Raw genomic sequence first — 24523 nt, 5'->3', positions numbered from 1 at the left:
TACGGGCAGTTGATCCCCACCTAACTTCTTTGCTTCCGCTGTATTGTATTTTGAGGCGGGGTCTTACTGCCCGGCAAATAGCGGGATAAAAAACAAATATTGAAATTCATTCGCCTTACTATGTAAAAAAGGCTTTATACCCATCTTTTGGGTGTTGTAATAAAGGAATGAAGAACTGGAGGAACATATGGTTAATAAGTTGAAACAAACGGATAACTACTTCCCACATTTCCTATTGCTATTCATTGTGTTTCAACCAATTTTAGATTTATTAACATCTTTTTCAATCTATATACTACACATGAGCGCAACAGTTGGAGTTGTAGTCCGTTTCGTCTTTATGCTTCTTGCATTAGGGTACCTACTTCTTCATCACAAACAACAAGATGCGAAAAAGTACATCCTCTATTTATGCTTACTCGGAATCGCACTCGCAATCGGTCTTGTAAATAATGTGATGGTTAAATCTCCAGTTTCATTTGGAGAAGAAGTTAAATTCATCTTAAAGAGCGTATATCCAATTGTGCTACTGTTTGGATATATTATCGCCTTTAAAGAGCTAAAAAATAAAGAGTATGTATTTCATAAAATCATTACATATTTCTTATATGCAACTTTAATTTTAAGCATTACAATGATTGTCGCAATGCAAACTGGAACGGATTTCCCAAGCTATCCTCACTCAAAAATCGGTTCAAGAGGTTGGTTCTTCGCTGGAAATGATTTAAGTTCTCTTTTCGCCATTATGTTCCCAATCATTGTCTTATATTCGATTCATAAAACAACTTCTTTCTCGAAAATATATTACTGGATTCCAACAATACTTGCGATGTATGCAAGTATTATGGTCGGAACGAAAGTCGGATATGGCGCAATTGTTATTACATTAGGCGTAGCACTTTTCTTCTCATTCATTGAATATATGATAAATCGTAAAAAAGAAGGAAAAGGATTCACACATATTGTAAATACCGTTGTTGTCGCAGTTATACTAGGAGGTTTAATTGCTCTTACACCGCATACTCCTATCGCAAAAAATATGGGCATTCACATGCAAATATACGAATACAAAAAATCAGTACAAGAAGAGAAAGATCGAAAAGAAGGAAAAGTAATTAAAGCAGATCCAGAAGATGCAAAAAAACATGCAAAAGGTGAACTTACAGATTCTGAAGTAAAAAGTTTAATTTACAGTGATCGCGACAAATTCTTAAAAACATACAAACAATACTATAAAGACGCACCGCTTTCACAAAAACTATTCGGAATGGGTTACGCTGGTAACTACACAGATAAAATTAAATTAATTGAAATGGACTTCCATGACCTATTTTTCGCCTTTGGAATTGTCGGTTTCCTTATTTACTTAATACCTCTTCTATACTTTGGTATTAAATTATTTATCCGCATGATCACAAACTTTAAGAAAATCATGAGCGTAAAGTATATGCTATTAGCGAGCACACTCGTTCTATCACTTGGCATTGGCTTTATGTCTGGCCACGTATTAACAGCACCAGCCGTTAGTATTTTCTTCGTTGTTATACTCGCTTATATCATTGTTGATTTTGAAATTGAATAAAAAGAAGGTGCTACGAAATATTAGTAGCACCTTCTTTTTTATTTAATTAATGTTTTACGTATTCTAAACTTTCTTTTGCAATATACGCTTCTGTTACAGTAGGATTATCTGAAATAACTTTAACCCACGCTTTTCCATTTATTATCTCTTCACCAGTAACTGTGACAACTACATTTGTATTTAAACGATACAGTCGCTCATTTGATATACTAGGATTCTTTTTCACTTCCACGTTATTCATCACACGTGCAAGTTTGTACTTGTTGTATTCTTTTTTACCTAAATAAGAATCAAAACGGTTCATATGCCCCGCTACTTTTTTACCCCAGTTCGCATCAGATGCATATTTCGCATTTAAACCAGCAGCTTTATCACCTGTATATGTTGCTGTATAACGCCAATGTCCTGGATTTAAATATCCTTCATTCATGTATAATTTTGCTGCATGTTCAATACAATCTTCTTTTGAATTGAATGCTTCTCCGTTACCATATGGACTATCGTCTGTTGCTTTTAAACCAAATAAATTATTTTTGTCTTTTGCAAGAGCGCTTGTTCCATAATAACTTTCATGAATTGCTAATGAATATAAGAATAATGCATTTACATTATACTTGCTTTCTACTTCTTTAAATTTCTTTCCTAAACCAATTAATGGAGAGTCTGGCTTAATCGATTTCACATAACTATCTAGTTGTTCAGCTGTATAATCTGTTTTCGAACGTAATGATAAATAATTGAAATATTGATAGAAAGTTTCGTCTCCGAATGTCTTTCCATCTACACTATACATTTGCTGTCCTTGCTTCATGAAAGAAGGTGCCACACCATATCTAAATTCTGTATATCCAGGTGAACTTGTATTATATGTATAATATTTATGGTATAAATATCCATCTGATTTCACATAATAAGACGACTGTTTCATTTCATTTGTAGGAATTAAAGTGATTTCATTCTTCTTCACATAACCTGTCAAACCAGAAAGTTGAACTTTCACACGATCTTCGCCAACTTCTAACACTTTCAATTCTGTTCCATACTGAATATACGTATATACTGTTGCTAAATTCTCATCATAAATATTAATGATGTTTTGCCCAGTTATTCTTTTCGCACTTGCAAAACCATCTTTAATCCATAAAAATTCGTTCTCGTATTTTACCGCATTCATACCTTTATTTTGAGCAGCCGTAACCGCTTCTTTATACGTATTATAGCGCTCTACTTCTTGCTCTGTTCCGTTTTCTCTTACATTTGTCACGACATATTTCTTAGTTTCTACAGGATTGCTATTTCCGTTTTTTTCAATCGTCTGAAGCATGCGATCCAACATAGCTGAAGCCATCCCTCTTGTAGCTGATAAATGTGGTCTAAATGTATTATCTTCTGGATACCCTTTAATAATTTGAGTAGCCACCATAACTTGCACATGCTCTTTATAGTTAATACTATCTTTATCAGTAAAGGTAAGCGGACTTACAGCTACTTTAATATTTTTATAGTCTAACGCTCGCTTTACCATTATCGACATTTCTTCACGTGTAATCACATCATTTGGTGAGAACGTCTCGTTCGTACGACCATTAATAATTTTCGCTCCATATGCTCTACTTACACCATCATATAAACCGTAAGTCTTCGGCACATCCTCGAAATTCGAATCAGCTTTCGGTAAATTTAAAGCCCTCGCTATGAATGTAGCAAACTCTGCTCTTGTTACTAATTTATCAGGCGCATATACATTGTCTCCATACCCCATTAAAACTCCTTTAGTAATAAGTGAGCGCATATTCGTCTCAAACATATGTCCTGTAATATCATCATTTGCCGCATAACTTGAAATAGGAGTTAAAAGTAATGATCCCGTTAATGCCACTGCTGTTATACCTTTTGAAAAAGTCTTCAAGGTTATCCTCCTCGTAATCTACGAATTTATTATCACAAATTTGATTATATAATAATCACAATCATTTTAGCATAATAAATAGGAATTAAAATAAAACGTTTTTTAATTTGAATTTTCATTATATTCAAAACGAAATAAAAGACACTTTACTTTTTTAATAAAGTGCCTTTTTCCATATGATCAATGAGTTTCTTTGTTGCCTGTTTGCCTTGCAACCGAAGCTCATCTATTGTCAATTGTAACTCTTGCTGCACAGTTCCTTGTTGCATTAATTGCTTTTTCGCAATTTCATATAAATATTCAGCACTCCATTCGCCATCCACACTTCCTATAACTGGCTGATTCACTTGACTTAAAAACGAATCAATTTTCGGATCGTATGAAATCCCGACCATTGGAGTTTTGGCTACAGCAGAAAAAACTAGTGCATGAAGCCGCATACCAATTAGTAATGAACATTGTGATAAAATGAATATTTTCTCGTCGATATCCATTTTATATGGAAGCATATACGTCTCTTCTCCCATTAAGTCTACTACTTCACGCGAAGCTTTTTGATCAAATGGCTCATGCATTGGAACAAATAGAATTTGGTATCCTTCTTGCTTTAATTTTTTTAATGCCGCAGCTAATTTTTTTATATAATCTTCTTTTGCATTCCAATAACGCACACTAACCGCAATTACTTTTCCATGTATCGAATGCTTTTGCAACCAATCCGATTGTTTTGTCCGTTTCCATGTTAAAACAGGGTCTGGAACAATTTCAATATCGTTTTTTATGCCAAGTTCTTTTAAATATAAAAACGAATCCTCATCTCGAACTGATACATAGGAAGCTTTTGACAAGTTCCATTTTACTAATAGACGATTATATCCTTTTGTAATTGGACCTATTCCTTGTGAATAAATATAATACGGCTTTTTTAATAATCGAGCGAGTCCCATAATACCCGTATAATATAGAATACTCTTCGTACTTGTCTGATCTTGAAGAAGGCTCCCGCCACCGCTAATAACTCCATCACTGTTTTTGATTGCATGATAAACAGCTTTTATATCCCAGCGATCTACCGATTCTACACCATACATTTCCTTTGTATATTTAGAATCATTTGATAGTACTACTAGTTCTATATCCGGGTTCTCTTTACTTAACGATTCAATAATTGATTGTAGAATCGCCTCGTCTCCAACATTATAAAAACCATAATATCCTGATAAGACTAAACGCACCCTAAATCTCCTCCAAAACTAGGTAACCGTTTATTTCATCTAACATAAACTAGTACCCATTCCTTACCTAAACACTTGATACCCTACATAGTTTCCTCTTTATCAGTTCATATGAATTATAATAAAAAATTAAATTTCTATATTTATCTTTTTAAAAATGGTATTTTGTTTATTGATATCCATTTTAATTTCAAAGCACATACACCATACAAAATGGTTGTAATACTTAATGCTATACCACTGAATAATAACGTCATAATTCTTGAAGATGTAATATTTATCACATTACATAATTCATACAATCCTAGTCCCAAAATACATGCTATTGCTAGCACACCAAAAAAGCTTTTTAAATGAATAGAATAGGCAATATAGCTTCGAATATACAAATGATTTACAATACAAATCAATACGTAAGTAATTAATGTACTATACGCCGCTCCATCTATGCCAAACTTCTGCACGAACATTATGTTTAACACGACTTTCACACAACTCGCACCAATAACAATCCATGCAGCTTGTGCAGAACGGTTAATGCCCTGTAAAACACCTATTGATAATACCATAACCGCAGTAAAATACGAACTGCCAATCATAACTGTTAACATACTACTGCCTTTTACATCTGTGAACAATCCGACATTTAACGGTACTGTTAATGCCATCAACCATATTGTTAACGGTGCTGTCAAAACATGCGCTAGTCGATTTGTATTTTGAATTGTTATTTTCGCCAAATTTATATCTCTTTTGGCCAATGCGGAAGTTAAGAGTGGTATTAACGGAAATACAATTGCGCTTGCAAAAATAACAATTATTTGCGTGAATGCAAAACCGCGACTGTATATTCCAAATTGTTCTTGAATTTCTGTTGATGATCCTTGTAATACATGCGGTATTGTAAGCGAGTCTACTAAATTTAAAAGTGGCATTGATAAAGCTCCAATAGCGATTGGGATCGATACCCGCAATATCTTTTTGCCGTTTTCTCTTAAATCTCGGAGCGAATAGGAATTGCTTTTATTGTAGTATGGACTTCTATTATATTTTATACGCAAATATATAAGCGAACTAATGACTCCAAGAAAAGAGCCAACCATCGCACCACTAGTAATAACAGTATTACTCTTATCCCATGATACTAGTATGTAAGCAATTATTAACATAAAAAACACACGTACAAATTGCTCAATGACCTGTGATACCCCTGTTGGTTTCATATCACCGAAACCTTGAAAATACCCTCTATACACCGCCATGTATGGCGCAATGAGTAACGCTAATGAAGTAATAAGCAACGGCATTCTAGTTTCTTGTCCACCAAGCATATTTGCAATTTCAATAGAAAATAATACAATGACTAAACAGCCGAAAACGCCAAATGCTATCCCAATAATTGACGCTGATTTAAATAATTTCGCAATTTCCTTTTGCTTATTTTTTTCGTTCAACTCTGCAATTAGTTTCGAAATTGCAAGTGGAACTCCGGCTACCGATAATGTAAGAGCAATCATATATACAGGAAAAACAAGGCGGAAAATACCGAGCACTTCATCTCCTGCAATATTTTGTAATGGAATTTGAAAAAAACTACCCAGCAATTTCGACAAAAAAGTTGTAATGGTTAAAATTGCTGCTCCTTTTACAAATGTTTTATTCATATTTTTTCTCTTTTCTTTTATACATATACTCTCAAACATATTGTTTTAAACGATAGGAATTCACTTTATCCCATTGGTTATCATAACAAATTTATTATAGGTTGAATACTTGGTTTTTTTTTCAAAATAGAAAAGAGAACCCATTTAAGCCTGTCTCTTCACAATATTTTTTCTAATTCCTTCCATTATATGTGTACACACTATAACCGTTTCTGTTACGCAAAAAGAGCCCTTCCTCCCTATCACTGCGATACATATTACTAAAAACATTATAAAAATATCCCACAACTCTACATTATAATTTATGTAAGATTGTGAGATATTCTAATTACCATCTAAACACTTAAGATTTTCAATTGCTCTTTCTGTTCATCGCTTGCCATTACTGCGATTGTTTTTTCAATACTCGGATGTACTTGCTCAAGCTTTACACTTGCTCCTACTTTATTTGATTGCTCAACAAAATTTAATAATGCCATAGCTCCTGATACATCCATATAACGCACATCTTTCATACGTAAAACAACCGGTGACTTCACATCTTGTAAAGTAGAGAAAATACGATCTACTGATAGGAAAGAGAGCGGTCCTTGAATTGTGTACGTTTCTTCTTTTTCTTTTACGATAGAAGTTTTGCGTTCTTTACATTTCACCATATATATGATGAACGAAAGAATAATACCGAATGCAACAGCAATCATTAAATCGAACTTCACCGTTACAATCATCGTTACGAGCATAACAACGACATCACCTTTAGGAGCGACATGCATCTTTTTCATGCTTCCCCAATCGAACATTCCAATACCAGTTAAAATTAAAATACCTGATAATACAGCAAGTGGAATATATTGTACGACCGAACCAAGACCCATAATAAAAATAAATAAGATAACACTATGCATACATGCCGAAAGTGCCGTTTTACCGCCACTTCTTATATTCACGATAGACCTTACAGTCGCACCTGCACCTGCTAATCCGCCAAACAATCCGCTCATCATATTACCGATACCTTGTCCGACCAGTTCTTTATTACTTTTATGACGTGTACCTGTCACATTGTCCATTACGACCGATGTTAACAACGAGTCAATCGATCCTAATAAAGCAATACTAAGCGCTGGCAAAATAAGTGCTGCTATTCCTGTTCCACTTAAAGATGGAATATGAAGCGTAGGCATCGCTTCTGGAATGGTTCCAATCTTTTCAATTACTTTATTTAGTGAAAGATTTCCGATAATCGGTAACTTTACTGTAAGTCCTTCGAGTAAGGAAGAAAATAAAGGAAGCAAAGCTGTCACACCGACTAGTGCTACTAAACTAGACGGAATCGCCTTAATCCATTTACCAGAAACAATCATTACAATAATCGTTAACACAACAAGTAAAAAACTATTTTGTACGTGCTTTATTTCGCCTAAAATAATGATTAATGCAATACCATTCATAAATCCCGAAACGACAGGATACGAAATATATCGAACGTAAGAACCGAGCTTACATACACCGAATAAAATTTGAAATAACCCTGCCATCATAAAGGCAATAAAACTTGCCTCTAACCCGTGCGTCGCAATAACTCCTGTTGCAATAACGGTAATTGGTCCAGTTGGTCCTGTTACTTGCCCAGGTGTCCCGCCAAATAACGCTGCGAATAAACCTGCAAAAATCGCACCATACAATCCAACAAGCGCTCCCTCAGACGTTCCTGTCGCGGCAATACCAAATGCAATCGCAAGTGGTAACGCAACAATCGCAACAGTAAATCCTGCCAAACATTCCTTTGCTATTTTTTGAAACATAAAAAAACCACCTTTGTATAAAGTCCATGTTCCATTGTACACCTAAAAAGATACATTCGTTAGCTCACTTTTTACATTCTCGTGACGTAAACGTATTCAACGAAAAGTTTTCCCCTTATCTTTGGAAACAATTGCAACTATGCTATAATGAACAAATTAAATCTTTTACTATATACTTGGAGGCACTATGCTAACTTTTGAAGAAAAATTATCGATTATTGAATCTTTCCCAGAACTAGAAAGAAAGAACGTATCATTAAAACGTGTAAACTTCCACTTTGAAGAAAGTCGTTTAGATAAAAAGAACGTTGTATTTCATTTACACCCAAATGGAAATGGATTTGTATATGCAAGCGGTATTAAAGGTTATAAAACAGATGATAAAGGCATGGTTAACATCCGTGAGTTTTCAGCAGAGGAGTTACGTTCAGTAATTGAGAAATCAATTGACCTTCTATCACAAGAAGAAGTAGTAGCACCTGTAGAACCTGCGAAAGAAGAAGAATGGCAGAACGAAGATGGTCATATTCTTACTCTTATTTCAGAGGATGACATGTGGAACGTGTACGCTGGTGTAAACTTAGACGGTACATTCAACTCTTATCCAGAAGCTGCGGAATACCTTGATGAAGAAGGCTTTTCACGCAAATAAAAATAGAAACCTATTTCATTCAACGACTTTTATAGTAATCAAAGAAGACACTTAAGGTGTCTTTTTTTGTTATATAAACTCCTTTCTCACACTATCTCTATTAATTTTCATAAAATGATTCAGAGGAGGTTTATATGAATACAACTGCTAAATTAATAACTTGGAAAGAACATGGCGATATGATTATTCTAGAATGTGAATTAAATGGAAAACGCTTCGAGATATCAACATATAAACAACGAATATATAATGCACACCTTTTATCAGCTGACGTTTATATTCGTTTAGACTCATCTGATAATATAATTGGAATAAATATTTATAAAAAGTAAGAAAAGCCCCCTATTCGTAGGCGGGCTTCATCTTTATTACACAATATTAGAGTATACTCTCTTTTTTTTCATACAGTTTATGTAATTATACATATTCATCAAAAAATACACTAAATGAATATTACATGTAGTAAAATATAACTTGTGGGCACGTTCTATAAAGCAGATTCTTTTAAAAGGCGTAACATATCAATTATTATAGGGGATGTGGCGTCACTTCGATATTGATCTCAAATCTCTTGTCTTTTGTGAACTAACAATCTAGTGTATATAGACGATTCTGCTTTATAGTGTGTGTTTACACTCATAACAAAGGGGTAATGGTAATACGGATAGATTCCGATTCGTATGAAATGAAATGGTTCAAGTCGGAGAGAGGCACCTTAGGGTGTCTTTTCTTTTTGTGCATTACATCCCTTTTGTTTTTCCACCTTATTTCAAATGCGCTAATTAACCTTCACCAAGAAGAAATGAGAATTAACAAAGATATTGTTTCTTCTGTTTAATACAGAAAAATGCAGGATACCCCATAGATATGGGGCATCCTGCATTTTCTATTTTTTCGCACCTTTCAACGACTCCCTCAGTACAAACTTCTGCAACTTCCCGCTCGCATTACGAGGGAGTTCATCTACAAATAAATAATGACGCGGACGTTTATAATCTGCTAGTTCATCACTTTCTTTGCAATACGTTTCTAAATCAGCTTCTGTTATTGTTTCATCTTTCTTCACAATAACTGCCACAACACGCTCTCCCCATAATTCATCTGGCTCACCAAGTACCGCCACATCTAATATACCTGGATGACTATGAAGGAAATCTTCAATTTCACGAGGATAAATGTTTACGCCACCGCTAATTACCATATCATCAACGCGATCAGCAACGAATAAATAACCGTCTTTATCAAAATAGCCTAGATCACCAGAATGATACCATCCTTTATACATCGATTTTTTATTCGCTTCTTCACGATTATGATAGCCAGCCATCATAGTTGGGCCGCGTAAAATAATTTCTCCCACTTCATAAGGAGGTAATACATCATCTGGTTCTGCCGGTGCATCCTCGTTCGGTTTCACAATACGAACTTCATGGCTAAAACATGGCGTGCCTGCTGAACCAGCTTTCGTAATTTGATCCTCCTCTACGAGAAACGCAACAACTGGCCCCATTTCTGTCATTCCGTATATTTGAACAAGATCAATATAAAGACGTTCTTTACATTCCTTCACTAACGCCGGTGCCATTGCTGCTCCGCCATATATACCGATTTTCATTGACGTTAAATCATACTGAGCTAAATCTTTTTGCAACAACATATTCCACATCGTCGGCGCTGCAAAGAACGTCGTAATCTTTTCTTCTTGAATCGTATGTAATACTGTTTCTGTATCAAAATGATGCAAAATAACATTCTTTCCGCCAACTTGAATGCGTGGTATGATTCCGGCATTTAATTCACCACAGTGATATAAAGGCGCCACGACAAGCCCAACACTATCTCTATTATATTTAAGGAAATACGTACAAATCATACTATGCTCAGTCATTTCGCGATGACGATGTAATACGCCTTTCGGATGCCCAGTCGTACCGCTCGTATAAAGCATTGAACAATAATCCATTTCATCAATTTCGATATTTACTTTCTCAGAAGATGCTTCATTCACTTTTTCATGGTAGGAACTTGCATAGGAAGGTTTATCGTTTTCTATAGACCAAAAAGATGTATTTGGAAAATCTCTTTCAATTATAGCAACAGTTGACTCAACTGCTTTTTCAAAGACAACGACTTTCGAGGATGCGTCCTGAAGAATATAAGATACTTCTTTCGCCTTTAAGCGGAAGTTAATCGGGTTAAAGATCGCTCCAATTTTCGCACAGGCTAAGTAAACGTTTACAAATTCATGGCAGTTATATAAGTAAACAGATACCGTATCTCCTTTTCTTACCCCTTCTTCTAATAGAGCGTGTGCCGTTTTATTTATTTGTTCATCCCACTGTTTATACGTCCAGCGAATATTTTTTTCAGGTTCCACTAACGCCTCTTTATTTGGATACTTACCAACTGATAAATCAAAAATTCTCCCTATCGTCATATACATGCCAACAATTTCCCCCTTTTCTCTTTCATAAATCTATCATTTCGTCCATAAGTAGACATTGTCCTCTAATGATTTGACTAATTTTTCTGATTATTATCGACATAGTTTTACATACGGTACCGCTAGACGGTAAATGAAATTATATCGGCGATTTTCCGGATATATCGATCATAACTTGAAATATATCAGCGACTTTCAAAATATATCAACCACAACTCAATTTATATCAGCGATTTTTCGAATATATCAACTTACCGACAAAAACTGACAAGATATAATCGGACCGCCCGTTACTGCAGGATAAAAAAGAGGTTGTTCCGACTCGGAACAACCTCTTTCTTCTTATGCAAATAGCTCTTCTAAAATTTTCAGTTTATCTTCTGTATATTTCACAAAGCCATCGTTATATGATTTTGGATCTTTCGGATTCGCAAAGTGCGTAATTGCTCCCGTCTTCGGGTGAACAAATTTACTTGATGCACCACAACCAAGTCCGATAATTGATTGTACTTCTTCCATAATGACAATGTTGTAAATACTTTCTTGCGTCGGCATTGCATAACCAACATTCTCTAAGTTACCTAAAATATTCTTTTGACGATATAGGTAATATGGTACGTAATTATGCTTTTGCGTCCACTCTTCTGCTTCGTGCATCATCGCTGTAATTTCTTCGCGACCTGCTACTTTATATTTACGTTTGTTTTGCGTCATTTCAGAAGCACGTTTAAATGATAACGTATGAACTGTTAATGATTCTGGCATTAACTTTTCTGTTTCATCTAACGTATGCTTGAAGATATCTAACCCTTCACCAGGAAGACCAATAATTAAGTCCATATTAATATTGTTCATTCCCATTTCACGAGCTAAATGGTATTTCTCAATTGTTTCTTCTACAGTATGATGACGTCCAATTGCTTTTAGTGTCTCTTGATGGTATGACTGTGGATTAATACTAATACGGTCAATGTTCCATTTATTTAACACTTCTAGCTTTGCTGGCGTAATTGTATCTGGGCGACCTGCCTCAACTGTTACTTCACGCACATTTTTCACATCTGGGAACGCTTCATACATTTCTTCATACAGCATATCCATCTCTTCTGCTGTAATACTTGTAGGTGTACCGCCGCCATAATAAATCGTCGTAACTTTTACACCTTTTTCTTTTAAAAACTTACCAATTTCACGAACTTCATAATGTAAACCACCTAAGAACGAATCAACAGACCCTTGGCGTCCATTAATCGCATAAGCCGGGAATGTACAGTATGCACATTTCGTTGGACAGAACGGAATACCGATATAAATACTTACTTCTTCTTTCAAACGGTATAAATCCGGAACAACTGCTAATTGGCAATCAACAATGCGCTGAAGAAGTTCAATTTTCTCTTCATGAATTAAATAACTTTCACGAAGTTCTTGATGCGCTTCTTCTTTTGACATACCATTTTGAAGCATTTTATGAAGAAGTTTCGTCGGACGCACTCCCGTTAAAATACCCCAGCTTTGTTCAATACCAGTTAACTGCTGAAGAACAGAAAGATATACATAAGAAACAACGTGCTTCACTTGCTTCATACGCTCTTTTTCATCTGTGAAAGCAGATAAATCTTTCGAGAATGTTTCTTCATACACATTTCCTGTGCTAACATCCGTCAATTGAGCAGATGCTTTCACATTATCCTCAATGTGTATATCAACGATCAGATTTGCTTCCTCTTGTTCAAATCCAATCGTACTATCTTCAAAAAATAAGCCGCCAATATTTTGTAGCGGACGTAAAAAACGATCATCTTGTAACGTTTTAATTGAAATTAACAACATTATCACCTTTTCATTTGCAAACTCTCTTTAGTTTACTTGAAGGGCGTTTACAGGTCAATACAGAAGGTTTTACCTGTTTCTCTTACATTTTTTCAAATAATTCTTTTTATGAATATTGCTCATGTATATAGACATCATGATTTTCTCTTGTTAAAATTTATTAGTGTTAAAATCGATACATAGTGAAAATATAATATAAAAAGGAGGACTGTTAACACTAGATTCCACAATCTAATGTGTTAAAAACAAATATGAAAAAGAAATTTTATAGTGTTTTAACTCTCTCTCTTGCATTACAAACTGTTCTTGCACCTACTTATTCATTTGCAGAGAGTGCTGAAAAATCTGCCGAAGTATATACGGAGGATCAAGTTTTTAAAAGTATTAAAGAACATGTTAATGAGCATAGTACTCATGAAGAAGATATCGAGGTTACTGGCCAATTCCTACTATACACTTCAAAAAAACATTCATTATATACCGCGAATGATTTAAAAAACAAATCAAATATCGAGATTACAGAACAAGTCGTAACGGCGACAAAGAAAAAAGGAAATGCTTATTACATAACGACGTCAACTGGCGCTGGATGGATAGATAACAATGATAATAGCTTAGAAGTTCAAGAGATTCATAAACTATCTAACCAAAAATTAATCGTAAAAGAAGAAGCTTCCATACATGCACTTCCGTTCCAATCGTTTAAAGAAGAAGGAAAACTAGAGCCACAAGTCATAACTCCTACTGAACAAGCTGGAAATTGGTTTAAAGTCCAAATAAATGAAACAGCAAAATGGATTTATGCACCTTCTGCTACATTTGAAGGTACAAAAGCTTCATTATTAAAAAACAGTCGTACTGCTAAAAATAGTTTATTGAGATCGCCAGAAGCTCTACAAACAAACAATATTTATGGCGTTACATTTAAAGAAATGATTGTCCCAAAAGGAAATGACGATATTCGCCCTGGCTACCCGATGGTGCCTAAATATATTACGATTCACGAAACGGCTAATACAGCGAAAGGTGCTAATGCTCTGAATCATGCAAAATTCTTAGATAATCAAGCACGCGGAACAGCTGATCGCGCTGCATCTTGGCATTTCACAGTAGATGATAAAGAAATTTATCAACATCTTCCAGTAAATGAAGTTGGATGGCATGCTGGAAATAAAACTGGAAACTATGAATCTATCGGAATTGAAATTGCCGTTAATCAAGATGGAAACTATGAAAAAGCGGTAGAAAATGCGCGTAAATTGGCAGCTTATTTAATGAACGACTTAAATATTTCTCTAGATAAGGTCCAAAAACACCAATTTTGGTCAGGAAAAAACTGCCCTGCGTTTATGATTCAACGCGGACAATGGGATGCTTTCTTAAAAGGAACTGAAACATACTATAAGGAAAACCAAAAAAATCCCGTAACTGATGACATTACAGGTGGATGGTATGAACAAGACATTCGTCAATTAGCAGCTAGAGGCATTATGCAAGGAGAAGGGAACGGCAAGTACTTCCCAGAACGTCTTGTAACGCGTGCTGAATTTGCTACATTAATTACTCGTGCTTTACAATTACCAAGTGGAAATGCTAATTTCACAGACTTAGAACAAGTACACCCATCTTTAAGAGACGGTATTAATCGTGCAGCAAGCGCAGGCATAATCCGCGGACGTGGTGATAATACATTTGATCCAAATACTACAATTACACGCGAAGAAGCTGTTATTATGATCGATCGTTCTCTAAAACACGCTGGTATTTTTGCAAAACAAGTTGAACTACCATTCGTAGACCAAAACTTAATTTACGCTAAAGAAGAAGTACAAAGAGTGTATGGATATGGAATTGTAAAAGGTAATGAATTTAATCAATTCGTACCAAAAGGACCATCACAACGTGCTCACGCAGCTGCATTTATAAACAGAATGCTTAGCGTAATTGAAGCTTAACATATTTATCATTCCATATAGATATTTTCATTTTATCTGTATTCACTTAAAAGGCATCAGAGATTATATATCTCTGATGCCTTTTATACATCCGTTAACTATTTTTAGCCATGAATCTTAAACGTATTCCTAGTAACAGAAGCATAAAACCGATGAATGAAACGTAATTCGTATTGTGTCCTGTAGCTGGAAGTTGTTGATTATTAGAAGAACCTTGTCCTTTTTCTGGTAAATTAGGTTTTTCTACTCCCTCACCTGGCTTCTCTGTTCCTTCACCTGGTTTTTCTGTTCCTTCACCTGGTTTTTCTGTTCCTTCACCTGGTTTTTCTGTTCCTTCACCTGGCTTCTCTGTTCCTTCGCCTGGTTTTTCCGGACCTTTTTCTGTATCTTTTTTATTTGTAATTTGAAGTTTTACAAATTCAATTTTTTCATTAGAAATCGTAAATTTCATTTCCTTATCGGATAAAGTATATCCTTCTGGCGCTTGGATTTCTTTTAAAATATAATCTCCTGGTTCTAACTTCTGAGAAATTGCTTTACCGCTCTTATTTGTTGTTAATGTGTCAATTTTTGTTCCGTCTTTCCAAATTTCAAACACTGCGCCTGCTAATATTTTATTTGTATTATTAGCGTCTACCTTTGTAATTTCTAATTGACCTGTAATTTCTTCTTTCACTTTTTCATTCATAACTTCTTGTTTTACTACTTCATTTGCTACAACATTTACTTCTACTGTTACTTCTAACGCTTTATAACCTTCTGGTGCTTTCGTTTCTTCTAACGTATACTTTCCTGGCACTAAGCTTTCGAATTTCACAACACCGTCTTTACTCGTTGTTTTCGCTTCTCCAACTACTTGACCAGCTTCATTCTTTAATTTAAATTCCGCACCTTCTAGAACTTTTCCACTCTCTGCATCCTTTTTGATTACTTGTAAGCTTCCTAGTTCTTTTGCGTTTTCTATTTGTACTTCTACTACTTTATTTGCTTCCACAACGACTTCAATTTCTTCTTTTAGTAGTTTATATCCTTGTGGTGCTTTCATTTCTTTTAATGTGTACTTTCCTGGTTCTAATTTCTGAGAAATTACTTTACCAGTTTTATCTGTTCGTAATGTATCTACTTTCTTACCATCTTTATACACTTCGAATTCTGCACCTGATAACAATTTCGTTTTATCATTCGCATCTACTTTCACGATTTCGAATTGACCCATTACTTTTTCATTCATGACTTCTTGTTTTACTACTTCGTTCGCTACAACGTTCACTTCTACTGTCACTTCTAGCGCTTTATAACCTTCCGGCGCTTTCGTTTCCTCTAACGTGTACTTTCCTGGCACTAAGCTTTCGAATTTCACAACACCGTCTTTATTCGTTGTTTTCGCTTCTCCAACTACTTGACCAGCTTCATTTTTCAGTTTAAATTCTGCACCTGCTAGAACTTTTCCACTCTCCGAATCCTTTTTGATTACTTGTAAGCTTCCTAGTTCTTTTGCGTTTTCTACTTGTACTTCTACTACTTTGTTTGCTTCCACAACGACTTCAATTTCTTCTTTTAGCAATTTATATCCTTGTGGTGCTTTCGTTTCTTTTAATGTGTATGTTCCTGGTTCTAATTTCTGAGAAATTACTTTACCAGTTTTATCTGTTCGTAACGTATCTACTTTCTTGCTGTCTTTATACACTTCGAATTCTGCGTCTGATAATACTTTCGTTTTATCTTCCGCATCTACTTTCACAATTTCGAATTGACCTGTTACTTTTTCGGGGATCTTTTTATTCACCACATCTACAGTCACTACTTTATTAGCCTTTACATCAACAGAAACTGAACTAGATGATAATTCATATCCTTTCGGTGCTTCTACTTCTTTTAATGTATAGCTTCCAACTGGAAGTTGTTTCGATAAGGCTTCGCCTTTATCACCTGTAACAATTGTTTCCACAACATTACCATCTTTATCGATAACATCAAATTTTGCACCTGGCAGAAGTTGACCAGATTCACTATCTTTTTTCAATAATTTAAATTGGCCATTCTCTACTTTTTTCGTATTCTTCATAACAAGTTCAATTACGTTTGTATTATCAATTGTTACTTTGACTGGTGTATCAACTTTTATATATCCTTCTGGTGCATTTATTTCTTTTACAAAATAGTCACCAAGTGGTAAATCTTTAACTTCCGCAATACCCTTTTCGTTTGTTGTAACAGTAGCCACAACGTTATTATCTTTGTCTATAACATCAAATTTTGCGTCTTTTAAAACAATGTTTTCATCGTTTTCATCAACTTTTTTAATTTGTAAATGTCCTTTTTCAGCTGCTGGTTTATTCCATTTTGGCCAGTTAAATTTAAAGTTATGAACCTCAAAACCATCTCTTTGGTGTAATCCTCCAACATAGGCTTGTCCATTAATAGAACCACCTTTTGTTTCTACAACTGCATTAGGTGCAAACACACTACCTACTACACCATAACCTTTAGTTGTTATCTTTGTAGCATTAGGAAATACCCAAATTACCTTACTAGCTAACTCAGTAAAAGATGAATTAGGGTCATATGCTTGAGATGTATTAATTAAATCCGTCGCCATCCCAGTATTTCTTGTATCATACAAAATTGCACCGCCACCAAAACTCACTTCTTCTGCATCTGAATAAATAACAATAAAATCTTTATTCTCTACATTCGGAAGAAAAACGTCTTTTACATCGAATGCTTTCTTTCCCGTCTGACCTGAAGAGACATAAATATTAGGGTTGTTTGCATCTTCACCGATTCCAAAGCTCATATTAGGTTTTGGCTTATCAGTGTGTAGTTTACTTGCATCCCCAATTACACCATCAACGTCTTTTCTAAATTCTTTAAACTTAGCATCAATCTCCGCTTGCTCTTTATAAGAGATACGGTCATACGATGTTTTCATTGCGCCATCTGGGTCACCGTCTTTTGTCATCGCCACTGTTCCATCTTGAATAATTACCTGTCCTGCTCCAGCTTTCGTAAATTGACCGCCTAGTAATAATGATGGATATCCTTCATCTACCCAAGTTGCTCCAGCTAAGTTATTTGCTCCAGTTGCAGCCGCTACGACTGTATAACTTGATGCGTTCATATTTTTCTGAACAGCCATCGCACCTTCAATATCCGCACTCGTTGCACTATGATCTCCAAAAATGATGGCGTTGTAATAAGATACATCACCTAAACCTTTTAATTCTGTTGTAGCTGCCTCTGCTTTAAATGGTAAATGGATTAAAAAATTCATACATATTAGTAATACAACTATTAAACTACTACTTAACTTTTTAATTTTTTGATTAAATGATTTCCTCAAGAAATTCATTCCCCCTTTTAAACTTCCTAAAACCACAAAAAGAAGTACATTTCATATGTACCAGGTCTTACTCACATTAACTTAAAATAATCCATTTAAATACAACAAAGGAACGCTACAACTACTTAATAAAATTACTACAATTCATTTTTGAAATAATACGTGAACTAAACTGTCATGCGGAAATACTTTTACGTATGGGAGCCCAATAAAATTAATCTGAAGAATATTTCATGTGGTGTAACTATTTTGACAACATCATCCACTTTACATTAGTTTTCTGAAGGATTCAAGTGAATTGTATGAATCCCATACACAATTCACAATTTAAAACGTTTCCATTCCTTTTAATAAGCTCAACAAAAAAACGTAGCCAAAAAGCTACGTTTTTCTTTCATCGTTTCGGTGTATTTTTATGATTCTTCAAAAACGGAAGCGGGAATTGCTTACGGAAATGCTCTTTAATCATATACTCTACACCGTTTTCGCTATTTGAACGTGTAATCCAATCTGCTGCTTGCTTTAATTCTACAGGCGAGTTCCCCATCGCTACCCCAAGTCCCACGTTTTCAATAACCTCTAAATCTTCCATACTATCTCCAATCGCAACCATTTCATTTAGCGAAATATTTAAATGCTCTCCAAGCAATTGTAATCCACGTAATTTTGATACATTTTGCGGTAAAATTTCTATTCGTTTTGAATCACATTCAACATACTCTACATCTTGGAACGCTTTTCTTAATGTGTTCAGTCCTCTTTCTTTTTCACCTTTACTTTGGAAAATAACATCAATTTTTGGCGCTGCTACCGGATGGTCACGAAGCGCGTCACCTAACGAATCTACAAATTGAACTGGATAAAATAAAGGATCTGCGCTTGATAATACAGTGCGCGCAATTAAGTTTGGTGTATTTCTCTCACGATTTCCTATCGAAAACCGTTCATGAGAAATGCGTACGTTACAATCAAAGTGCTCTAACACTTGCACAATGTTAAAAGTCTTCTCTTCAGATAATCTTCTTTGAACGTACGGCTTATCTAACGTTGCTGAAACGAAAGCACCACCATGTGTCACTAATATAGAATCTAATTTTAACGCCTTTGCTACTTTATGAGCGGATTGAAAATTACGACTCGTAAATAACGTAACGTATACATCTTTTCTTTTCACAAATTCAATTGTTTCTCTTAATCCTTTTGCAATTTTTCCATTGTTGTATAGTAGTGTCCCATCTATATTAAGAGCTAGTAAGCGATAAATCATGTCGCACTCCCCCTCTTCGCTGTTGTACTCTATCCATAATTTATGAAATAAATGTAGCAAATAGAACGAGTTAGAATTACTACTGAAAATTTGGTTTACTATATACATATACACTCAGCAAAGGAGATAGTACAATGCAGGCACCTCCTTCTTTTTATGAAGGCGATACGTTAGAAGTCGCAAAAAAATTACTCGGGCAAAAACTTGTTCATATTGTAGACGGAATAAAGCGAAGCGGAATCATTGTAGAAGTAGAAGCATATAAAGGCCCGGATGATAAGGCCGCACATAGTTACGGAGGCAGACGGACAGATCGCACAGAAGTTATGTTTGGTGCACCAGGGCATGCTTACGTATATTTAATTTACGGTATGTATCATTGCTTTAACGTTATTACAGCGCCAGTGGGCACCCCGCAAGGTGTTCTCATTCGAGCCCTTGAGCCAGTAGATGGAATAGCAGAAATAAAACTAGCGCGCTACAATAAGACCGAAATTACAAAAGCGCAATATAAAAACTTAACAAATGGTCCTGGCAAACTATGCCGTGCACTCGGAATTACTTTAAAAGAACGCGGCGTATCGTTACAAAATGATACGTTACATATTGAATTAGTTCCAAAAGAAGAACACATATCATCACAATATAAAATAACAGCAGGACCTCGTATTAATATCGACTATGCAGAAGAAGCTGTACATTATCCGTGGCGTTTTTATTATGAGGGGCATCCGTTTGTTTCAAAAAAATAAGCGATATCAACGATTTTTCAAATATATCTATCGTAACTTACAATATATCAACGATTTTTCGAATATATCTATCGTAACTTACAATATATCAACGGTTCGACAAGAAATATCGATTTATCGACAAATAATAACATTACGAATAAAAGAAGACTGTTCCAAAATGGAACAGTCTTTCCCTCTTACTCTGCACCTTCCGCAGTTGCAATATTATCCTCTAAATTTTCTCTTGATAATTCAGCCGCCATAAAATCAGCTGTTTCTGGAAGTGCTAAATGCATATGAGCTTTTTGACAAATTTGGATCGTACAGTTTTCTATAACATAGTCGAAAACATGTCCGCCCCCGCTTCTTTCATCATCAATGTAATGTAAGTGGAATCCAGCTACCCCAATACCTTGCGCGTAATCTGGTGTCCAAAATCCAGCAAGCGTACCTTCTGTATCTTCAAATGAAAAGATTGGTTGTGATTTCGTCACTTCAACGAGCGGTGTATACGGTTTTTCTTGTCTTGGAACAGTTCTCGTCCTTACTTCACGGAACGTACCGTCCATTCGAATACCGTAAAACAAGTTTTTACTTGGCATTAATTCATGTAATAACGCTTCAACTTCTTCACGATTCATCGGACGCTCTACCGTATAACTCATTTCTTTTTCAAAAAACGTTACAGTCGCAAATGGCGTTGTTTCTTCTGGCTCTACTTTTTCTGCTGAACCGTCTGAACGTAAATGATAAAATTCATTATCAAATGCAATCATTTCACCATCTAATTGATCAAATGTGCCGATGCCGAAATCACCATGTTTTTTCAAATCTTCAAAGCTAATTACACCATCATATATACCATCTAATAGCGCAAGCATTGTAGATGTTTGATATACTTCATTACTCGTTTTCGTTTTTTTCGCATCAATATCAATTAATTGCGCAACAGTCATCTCAAATCTGCCTCCATTAGTTTAATTGGTTTGGTAATAATTTTTCGCTTAATTTAATGTTGTCACGATAGTCAATTGGAATATCAATAATGACAGGACCATCTGCTGCTAGCGCGGATTTTAACACACCTTCTAATTCATCAGGCGTGTTAACACGAAGACCTAACGCCCCGAAACTTTCCGCATATTTCACAAGATCAACATCGCCAAACTCTGTAGCGGATGTTCTGCCGTATTTCATCATTTGTTGGAATGCAACCATATCATATGTGCCGTCTCTCCAAACAAGATGGACGATTGGAGAATTTAAACGTACCGCCGTTTCTAACTCCATCGCTGAGAATAAGAAACCACCGTCACCTGATACGGAAACTACTTTTTTACCTGGTTCTACTAAAGTAGCTGCGATTGCCCAAGGAAGTGCAACACCTAACGTTTGCATGCCGTTACTAAATAATAATCTACGTGGTTCATAAGAACGGAAACATCTCGCCATCCAAATAGAATGGGAACCGATGTCACATGTAACAGTTGTATCGTCACTAATTAAAGAACGAAGTGTACGAATCACTTGAAGTGGATGCGTAACACCTTCTGAAGGACGATTTGGAACTTCTGCTTGTTCTGATAATTTTGCGCGTAATCGTTCTAACACCGCTTCTGATTTCGTACTTAATACAAGTTTCGGTAATTTCTCCGCGATGCTATTTACCGTTAAGGCAATATCACCAATTAATTCACGCTCTGGTTGGTAATCATGGTCGATATCTGCTTGATGGTCGTCAAGATGAATAATCGTTCTGTCGCCAAGTTTATTCCAGAACTTTGGATCATACTCAATTGGATCATAACCGATAGAAATAACAAGGTCTGCTTCTTCTAGTAAAATATCACCTGGTTGATTACGGAATAATCCAACGCGGCCGAAGAAATGATCTTCTAACTCACGTGAAATCGCACCAGCTGCTTGATATGTTTCAACAACAGGAAGCTCTGTATCCGCAATTAATGCACGAACAGCTTTCGTCACTTCATTTGTACTTGCTCTCATACCGAGTAAAATAACTGGTAATTTCGCTGCTTTTATTTTTTCTACTACGTATGTAATATCATGTGTGGGAGCGATTCCAAGTTGTGGCTTAGAAAGCGCACCGATAGACTCTACAGTCGTTTCCGCAGTCATAACGTCTTGCGGCAAACTTACTAAAGTTGCTCCTGGATTTGTAGAAGTCGCACTTCGGAATGCATTTGATAATGCTTCTGGCACATTATCAGGATGCTCTACTTCTACGCTATATTTTGTGATTGGTTCGAATAGTGCAGCATTATCCATAGATTGATGTGTACGTTTTAATCGATCCGTACGCGGAACTGCACCAGCTAAAGCAACAACGGGATCACTCTCCGCATTCGCAGTAACAAGACCTGTCGCTAAATTTGATGTCCCTGGTCCTGAAGTTACAAGACATACGCCCGGTTTTCCTGTTAATCTACCAATAGCAGCTGCCATAAATGCTGCATTTTGTTCATGACGACAAACAATTAACTCTGGTCCTCTTTCTTGCAATACATCAAATACAGAGTCAATCTTTGCTCCTGGAATACCGAAAACATGTGTAACACCTTGTTTAATCAAACAATCAACAACAAGATCTGCTCCCTTTGTTTTTGTCTTCACGTCGTTTGCTTTTACACCTGTACTCAAAACTAATCATCCCTTTATTTCATAATGTGTGTAATAAAGATTTTAATTTCACCTAGTTAATTAATGTGGTGAAGTATCATTTATCATTATATTACAAATGCATTATTTTTCCAAGAATATGAGTTTGAAATTATTTTGACAAGATTTAAAGAATACGCTTACAACCTTTCGTTTATCTTAAAATAACATTTTATATCTCTTCTAAAAATGTACAAAAATACTTCCACCTATTCACATTATTAATAATTTTATAGTACCTTGCTATTAGTATACCCCTTTCAAAATAACCAATAAAAAATGGCTATTTTGAAAGGGGTTTTTAATGTTTGAGGATGCACTTCATCCGTTTCCTATAAAAAAAGGCCTCCTTAAAGGAGGCCAAGCAAAAACAACAAACGCAAAATAATAACAAATAATGGACGATAAAATCACTATATTGACAAAGTATAGGATTTTTATCAATTGGAGTAACTCAACCCTAAATTACTCTTTTAACAATAAAATACTAATAACTGATTACAGCAATTTTTTACCGTGTCTTAAAATAATTGACTGTCTTTCAAATAATTATATTTATATTGATTGTTATTAATTAGTATATACTTGAATACGACTATACATCCTAATAAAAGGCAATATATTAAGCTGTTAGTCCTCGCGAGTTTATTCTGCCTTTAATATAACTATACTATATTCTTCCATTTACATCACCGAATATTCTTCTCGTACTCACGCATTTTTTCTTGCGTGAATACCGCAATTTAATAAAGAGCTACATTAAAAATTTATAGTTGGAATAAACCATAGTTCTTTCGCCTTTTGTACTGCTTCCATTCTTGATGAAACTTGTAACTTATGAAATATGTCGGTCAATTTATATTCTACCGATCTTTGACTTAAGTTTAATATTTCAGCAAGCTCTCTATTTGTTTTTCCTTTACCAACTTCAACTAGAATCATCTTCTCTTCATCATTTAAAGAAATTATATTTTTCATTTCGCCTTCTACATTTATATTAGATGCATTTTCTACTATCCTTAACTGTCTTACAAGTTGATGAGAAAGAACTACTTCTTTTTTCACTGCATGGCGGATTGCGTTTACCACTTCTTTCTCAGAAGAAGTTTTACTTAATACACCAAGTACTCCGTTATCTATTAATAAATTATAATGTGCAAGCACATCAAATCCTGTAAAAATAAGAATAGCTGCTTCTGGTTGCACACTAAGTATATATTTAGAAAGCTCTAAACCATTTATTTTTGGCATTTGTAAATCTATTAAATATACATCATACTGTTTATTATGCATAACTTCTCTTATTTCTTCACTATCATGGAAAACATCAGCCTCTATATCATCATATCTTTCAATTAATGCTTTAGTCCCTAGGCCAACTGCAACGTGATCATCTACAACAAGAACAGAAATCATTTTTTC

Annotated in this window: 16 protein-coding genes; 5 read left to right on the top strand and 11 right to left on the bottom strand. The window is 35.2% G+C overall.

The window, feature by feature from the left end; all coding sequences use genetic code 11:
- The first annotated feature begins 187 nt into the window (after positions 1-187).
- The gene (locus ACTFP3_RS00890; RefSeq protein ID WP_440009077.1) at positions 188-1582 is read left to right on the top strand and encodes an O-antigen ligase family protein; all 1395 of its coding nucleotides are present in this window, start codon (positions 188-190) and stop codon (positions 1580-1582) included.
- 46 nt (positions 1583-1628) lie between these two features.
- Here ACTFP3_RS00890 and ACTFP3_RS00885 read toward each other — a convergent pair whose 3' ends face one another.
- From ACTFP3_RS00885 to ACTFP3_RS00870, 4 genes are all read right to left on the bottom strand, one after another.
- Entirely contained in the window at positions 1629-3491 is a 1863-nt protein-coding gene (locus tag ACTFP3_RS00885; RefSeq protein WP_000847503.1) for an S-layer homology domain-containing protein, read from the bottom strand.
- A 146-nt stretch (positions 3492-3637) separates the two neighbouring features.
- The gene (gene csaB, locus ACTFP3_RS00880; protein ID WP_001241591.1) at positions 3638-4726 is read right to left on the bottom strand and encodes a polysaccharide pyruvyl transferase CsaB; all 1089 of its coding nucleotides are present in this window, start codon (positions 4724-4726) and stop codon (positions 3638-3640) included.
- 143 nt (positions 4727-4869) lie between these two features.
- Positions 4870-6390: a putative polysaccharide biosynthesis protein gene (locus ACTFP3_RS00875; protein ID WP_006919753.1), complete on the bottom strand. Its 1521-nt coding sequence runs from the start codon at positions 6388-6390 to the stop codon at positions 4870-4872.
- A 335-nt stretch (positions 6391-6725) separates the two neighbouring features.
- Positions 6726-8195 (bottom strand): SulP family inorganic anion transporter, encoded by a 1470-nt coding sequence (locus ACTFP3_RS00870; protein ID WP_440009074.1) that lies wholly within the window; start codon positions 8193-8195, stop codon positions 6726-6728.
- Between the two features lie 187 nt (positions 8196-8382).
- Here ACTFP3_RS00870 and ACTFP3_RS00865 point away from each other — a divergent pair, with 187 nt between their 5' ends.
- Positions 8383-8847, top strand: coding sequence for a hypothetical protein (locus tag ACTFP3_RS00865; RefSeq protein ID WP_000954998.1), 465 nt, complete (start codon positions 8383-8385; stop codon positions 8845-8847).
- A gap of 134 nt (positions 8848-8981) precedes the next feature.
- Positions 8982-9179: a hypothetical protein gene (locus tag ACTFP3_RS00860; RefSeq protein WP_001098262.1), complete on the top strand. Its 198-nt coding sequence runs from the start codon at positions 8982-8984 to the stop codon at positions 9177-9179.
- A gap of 554 nt (positions 9180-9733) precedes the next feature.
- Here ACTFP3_RS00860 and ACTFP3_RS00855 read toward each other — a convergent pair.
- Both ACTFP3_RS00855 and ACTFP3_RS00850 read right to left on the bottom strand, forming a co-directional pair.
- Entirely contained in the window at positions 9734-11290 is a 1557-nt protein-coding gene (locus tag ACTFP3_RS00855) for a fatty acid--CoA ligase (protein ID WP_000281993.1), read from the bottom strand.
- Between the two features lie 342 nt (positions 11291-11632).
- The gene (locus ACTFP3_RS00850) at positions 11633-13123 is read right to left on the bottom strand and encodes a coproporphyrinogen III oxidase (RefSeq protein ID WP_002164625.1); all 1491 of its coding nucleotides are present in this window, start codon (positions 13121-13123) and stop codon (positions 11633-11635) included.
- Positions 13124-13374: 251 nt separating this feature from the next.
- Here ACTFP3_RS00850 and ACTFP3_RS00845 point away from each other — a divergent pair, with 251 nt between their 5' ends.
- Complete coding sequence (locus ACTFP3_RS00845) at positions 13375-15078, top strand: S-layer homology domain-containing protein (RefSeq protein WP_044307491.1); 1704 nt, start codon at positions 13375-13377, stop codon at positions 15076-15078.
- A gap of 94 nt (positions 15079-15172) precedes the next feature.
- On the opposite strand, the gene ACTFP3_RS00840 is transcribed toward ACTFP3_RS00845, so the two are convergent.
- Together ACTFP3_RS00840 and ACTFP3_RS00835 are read right to left on the bottom strand one after the other, a co-directional pair.
- Complete coding sequence (locus ACTFP3_RS00840) at positions 15173-18430, bottom strand: SpaA isopeptide-forming pilin-related protein (protein WP_440009071.1); 3258 nt, start codon at positions 18428-18430, stop codon at positions 15173-15175.
- Between the two features lie 385 nt (positions 18431-18815).
- Entirely contained in the window at positions 18816-19688 is an 873-nt protein-coding gene (locus tag ACTFP3_RS00835; RefSeq protein WP_000640415.1) for a Cof-type HAD-IIB family hydrolase, read from the bottom strand.
- A gap of 134 nt (positions 19689-19822) precedes the next feature.
- Between ACTFP3_RS00835 and ACTFP3_RS00830 the strand changes: the two genes are divergently transcribed.
- Positions 19823-20440: a DNA-3-methyladenine glycosylase gene (locus tag ACTFP3_RS00830; protein WP_001148783.1), complete on the top strand. Its 618-nt coding sequence runs from the start codon at positions 19823-19825 to the stop codon at positions 20438-20440.
- Between the two features lie 179 nt (positions 20441-20619).
- On the opposite strand, the gene alsD is transcribed toward ACTFP3_RS00830, so the two are convergent.
- The 3 genes from alsD to ACTFP3_RS00815 form a co-directional block, all read right to left on the bottom strand.
- The gene (gene alsD / locus ACTFP3_RS00825; RefSeq protein ID WP_088345689.1) at positions 20620-21378 is read right to left on the bottom strand and encodes an alpha-acetolactate decarboxylase; all 759 of its coding nucleotides are present in this window, start codon (positions 21376-21378) and stop codon (positions 20620-20622) included.
- A 16-nt stretch (positions 21379-21394) separates the two neighbouring features.
- Positions 21395-23083: an acetolactate synthase AlsS gene (gene alsS / locus ACTFP3_RS00820; protein ID WP_000103510.1), complete on the bottom strand. Its 1689-nt coding sequence runs from the start codon at positions 23081-23083 to the stop codon at positions 21395-21397.
- A 777-nt stretch (positions 23084-23860) separates the two neighbouring features.
- Entirely contained in the window at positions 23861-24517 is a 657-nt protein-coding gene (locus ACTFP3_RS00815; protein ID WP_000626498.1) for a response regulator transcription factor, read from the bottom strand.
- Positions 24518-24523: the final 6 nt, after the last annotated feature.

This window comes from Bacillus cereus group sp. MYBK5-2 (assembly GCF_051915685.1).
In the GTDB taxonomy this organism is placed as follows: domain Bacteria; phylum Bacillota; class Bacilli; order Bacillales; family Bacillaceae_G; genus Bacillus_A; species Bacillus_A cereus.
This window is presented reverse-complemented; position numbering and strand designations above follow the sequence as displayed.

Bases quoted from the DNA above. Each gene is read 5' to 3' on its own strand.
- ACTFP3_RS00890 (WP_440009077.1), top strand. From the start codon at position 188: ATGGTTAATAAGTTGAAACAAACGGATAACTACTTCCCACATTTCCTA.
- ACTFP3_RS00875 (WP_006919753.1), bottom strand. From the start codon at position 6,390: ATGAATAAAACATTTGTAAAAGGAGCAGCAATTTTAACCATTACAACT.
- ACTFP3_RS00870 (WP_440009074.1), bottom strand. From the start codon at position 8,195: ATGTTTCAAAAAATAGCAAAGGAATGTTTGGCAGGATTTACTGTTGCG.
- ACTFP3_RS00865 (WP_000954998.1), top strand. From the start codon at position 8,383: ATGCTAACTTTTGAAGAAAAATTATCGATTATTGAATCTTTCCCAGAA.
- ACTFP3_RS00860 (WP_001098262.1), top strand. From the start codon at position 8,982: ATGAATACAACTGCTAAATTAATAACTTGGAAAGAACATGGCGATATG.
- ACTFP3_RS00855 (WP_000281993.1), bottom strand. From the start codon at position 11,290: ATGTATATGACGATAGGGAGAATTTTTGATTTATCAGTTGGTAAGTAT.
- ACTFP3_RS00850 (WP_002164625.1), bottom strand. From the start codon at position 13,123: ATGTTGTTAATTTCAATTAAAACGTTACAAGATGATCGTTTTTTACGT.
- ACTFP3_RS00845 (WP_044307491.1), top strand. From the start codon at position 13,375: ATGAAAAAGAAATTTTATAGTGTTTTAACTCTCTCTCTTGCATTACAA.
- ACTFP3_RS00840 (WP_440009071.1), bottom strand. From the start codon at position 18,430: ATGAATTTCTTGAGGAAATCATTTAATCAAAAAATTAAAAAGTTAAGT.
- ACTFP3_RS00835 (WP_000640415.1), bottom strand. From the start codon at position 19,688: ATGATTTATCGCTTACTAGCTCTTAATATAGATGGGACACTACTATAC.
- ACTFP3_RS00830 (WP_001148783.1), top strand. From the start codon at position 19,823: ATGCAGGCACCTCCTTCTTTTTATGAAGGCGATACGTTAGAAGTCGCA.
- alsD (WP_088345689.1), bottom strand. From the start codon at position 21,378: ATGACTGTTGCGCAATTAATTGATATTGATGCGAAAAAAACGAAAACG.
- ACTFP3_RS00815 (WP_000626498.1), bottom strand. From the start codon at position 24,517: ATGATTTCTGTTCTTGTTGTAGATGATCACGTTGCAGTTGGCCTAGGG.